Raw genomic sequence first — 2,624 nt, forward strand, 5'->3', positions numbered from 1 at the left:
GACCTTGGCGGTCTTGCCGGCGAGGTCCGCGTTACGGAAGTCTTCCGGGAAAGCCACGTCCTGAACCAGGTCTTCGCCGGCGGAACGGCCGGTGAGGGCCTCGTCGAGCGCCTTGAACAGGGTGCCCGAGCCGAGCACGCTACCGGCACGCTCCAGGCCTTCGGTCGGGAAGCGGTAGTCACCGGCTTCGGCGGAGTACTCAAACATGACGAAATCGCCGTCCTTGGACGCGCGAGCCACCTCGTCGAAGCTGCGGCGCTGCGTACGAAGGGTCTCGATCATCTTGTCGATGTCGGTGTCCTTGACCTCAGCCTTCGGGCGCGCGATTTCCAGCGCGGCGACGTCGATGACCGGGAACTCCGGCATGATCTCGAAGACGGCGGTGTAGGCGATCTCGCCGTTCTCGGCGTTACCCGTGGTATCCACCGCCGGATTGGCGATCGGCTGGAGCTTTTCCTGCTCGACGGCCTGGCGCAGCGTGGAACCGATCAGCTCGGACAGCGCCTCGCCACGGACCTGCGCGCCGAAGCGCTGCTTGATCACGTTGGTGGGAACCTTGCCGGGACGGAAGCCCTTCAGACGCACCGTGCGACCCATTTCCGCGATGCGCTGGCTGACCTGCGACTCGAGGCGCTCAGCCGGGAACTTCACCGTGAGCTTGCGCCCGAGCTTGCCGACATTCTCAACCGAAACCTGCATGACCTCTCCTGAAACCACCACGAGTGTGGCGCGATGGGGTGAAAAACCCCGCAAATGACTGCCCATTCTACGTTTTGCCCCTCTACCGCCGCAACAGGCGTCAGGCGGGCGTCCAACGCCTCGGACCACCGCCATCAGCCGCCAGCGTGTCGCCCGGATTGGCCAGGGCACACGCCGTCAGCGAAAGGCAGCCGCAGCCGATGCATTCGGTCAGTTTTTCTTTCAGATTCATCAGCTGAATGATCCGATCCTCAAGCTCTTCCTGCCATGCCGCCGACATCTGCGCCCACTCCTCACGGCTGGGCGTCCTCTCATCCGGCAGGGTGGAAAAGGCCCGCCGCACGGCCTCCAGCGGGATGCCGACCCGCTGGGCGACCCGGATCACCGCGATCCGACGGAGTACGTCGCCTGCGTAGCGCCGCTGATTCCCGGATGTTCGCAGGCTCCGGATCAGCCCTTTTCGTTCATAAAAGTGCAGCGCCGAGACCGCCACACCGGCGCGCTTCGCCGCGTCGCCCACGCTCAATTCGCGCATCGCTTGACCTCAACCAAAGTTGAGGTCCCATCCTGCTCGCCCCAGACGCCGCACGCAAGCGTGCGAAACTCCCGATCCCCAAGGAAGAAAGAATGAATGTGGGCATGTCGAACCCAGACCTTACCCAGCCTTCGGCGACACCCCACGCCGAAGGCATCCTCTCCCCGACCTACCGAGCCGCAACGATCGGCATGGTCGCGCTGATCTCCCTGCTCGCCTTCGAGGCACTGGCCGTGACGACGGCCATGCCGACGGTCGCCCGTGAGCTGGACGGCCTTCGCCTGTACGCCCTCGCCTTCGGCGGACTCCTCGCGACCAGTGTCATCGGCATGGCCCTCTCGGGACGTTGGAGCGACCGCAAAGGACCCGCCCCTGCCGTCTGGACCGGCCTGGTCGGCTTCGTGGCCGGCCTGCTGATCGCGGGTTTCGCCCACAACATGCCCACCCKGATCGTGGGTCGGTTGGTACAGGGCCTCGGAGCGGGCTGCCTGTCGCCTGCCCTCTACGTGATCGTTGCGCGCCTGTATCCGGACCACCTCAGGCCGAAAGTCTTCGCCTCGTTCTCCGCGGGGTGGGTCGTACCCGCCCTGATCGGACCGGCGATCAGCGGCGCCATCGTCGAGCACTTCGGTTGGCGCTGGGTGTTCCTTGCGGTGCCCCTGCTTGCCCTGCCCGCTGCGGCAGCGCTTCGTGGCGCATTGAGCTCCCTTGCACCGCCAACGCACGTCCAGGAAGAGAAGCCTGGTCGCATGATGAACGCCATCGGTGCTTCCGTCGGTACGTGCCTGCTGTTCGTCGCCGGGCAGGAACAGGGGTGGATCGCCGTCGCCCTCTTCGTGCCCGCCGTCGCCCTGATCATCGGATGTGGACGCCAGCTGCTACCCACCGGCACGTTACGCGCGGCGCGCGGACTACCGGCAGTCATCGCGTTACGTGGTGTCGCTGCCTCGGCCTTCTTCGGTGCCGAAGCCTTCCTGCCACTCGTGTTCTCGCAGCAACATGGTCTGTCGCCTACGTGGTCTGGTCTCGCTATCAGCGTCGGCGCGATCGGTTGGTTCTCGGGCTCGTGGTACCAGGGCCATTACGCAACGATTTCGCGACAGGCCCTGCTTACACGTGGCACGGCGCTCATGGTGTTCGGCGTGATCACCGCGTCGCTCGCTACGTTTCCATGGATGCCGGTGTTCGCCGCTGTGCTGGGATGGCTACTGACCGGCCTGGGCATGGGCATGCTCTACGGCACCGTCGCCGTTCTCGCACTTTCCATGTCGGGCGAGCACGAACAGGGCAGCAACAGTTCGGCGCTGCAGCTGTGCGAATCATTGATGGTCGCCACCACGCTGGCGATCGGCGGTACGTTATTCGCCGCACTGCTGAATGCGTCGCATAC

General features: G+C 65.2%; 3 protein-coding genes. 1 reads left to right on the top strand and 2 read right to left on the bottom strand.

Features of this window, described 5'->3' with window-relative positions; translation table 11 throughout:
* Together tig and soxR are read right to left on the bottom strand one after the other, a co-directional pair.
* The coding region (gene tig, locus AC1DT2_RS20350) for a trigger factor (protein WP_477298343.1) at positions 1-699 on the bottom strand (699 nt) is incomplete at its 3' end.
* A gap of 100 nt (positions 700-799) precedes the next feature.
* Positions 800-1,234 carry a redox-sensitive transcriptional activator SoxR gene (gene soxR / locus AC1DT2_RS20355; RefSeq protein WP_477298344.1) on the bottom strand — a complete coding sequence of 145 codons (435 nt, stop codon included), beginning with the start codon at positions 1,232-1,234 and terminating at the stop codon, positions 800-802.
* Between the two features lie 104 nt (positions 1,235-1,338).
* Here soxR and AC1DT2_RS20360 point away from each other — a divergent pair.
* On the top strand, positions 1,339-2,624 hold a 1,286-nt coding region (locus tag AC1DT2_RS20360), incomplete at its 3' end, for an MFS transporter (RefSeq protein ID WP_477298345.1).

It is taken from the genome of Luteibacter sp. P4_E6, from assembly GCF_056401535.1.